Source organism: Shewanella litoralis (assembly GCF_009828585.1).
Classification (GTDB): domain Bacteria; phylum Pseudomonadota; class Gammaproteobacteria; order Enterobacterales; family Shewanellaceae; genus Shewanella; species Shewanella litoralis.
In genome coordinates, this window is sequence record NZ_WSRZ01000128.1 from 1 (window position 1) to 314 (window position 314).

Here is a 314-nt window from a genome sequence, read left to right on the forward strand (position 1 = left end):
GTGGAGGTTACAACGGTGGAGGTTACAATGGTGGAGGATACAACAATGGAGGAGGCTACAACAATGGAGGAGGTTACAATAACGGAGGAGGAGGCTACAACAGAGGAGGAGGAGGTCGAGGTTACTGCTATCACGGATGCTGCTACAGAGGTTACAATGGCTGCAGAAGGTGTTGCTCGTACGCAGGAGAAGCTGTTCAGACTCAGCCTGGTCACTAAAACAATATAATCTATTCACCACCAAACCATGCATGATGGCATTATGTGTGTATCGTTTCAAGTATTTGAGGCAAGACATATAAAAAATGATAAGCT

1 protein-coding gene is annotated in these 314 nt (G+C 45.5%); it reads left to right on the top strand.

The features are described from left to right. Nucleotides 1-228, top strand: a 228-nt coding sequence (locus GQA99_RS20390) for a hypothetical protein (protein ID WP_206194606.1), incomplete at its 5' end; no start/stop codon positions are given. Between the last annotated feature and the right edge of the window lie 86 nt (nt 229-314).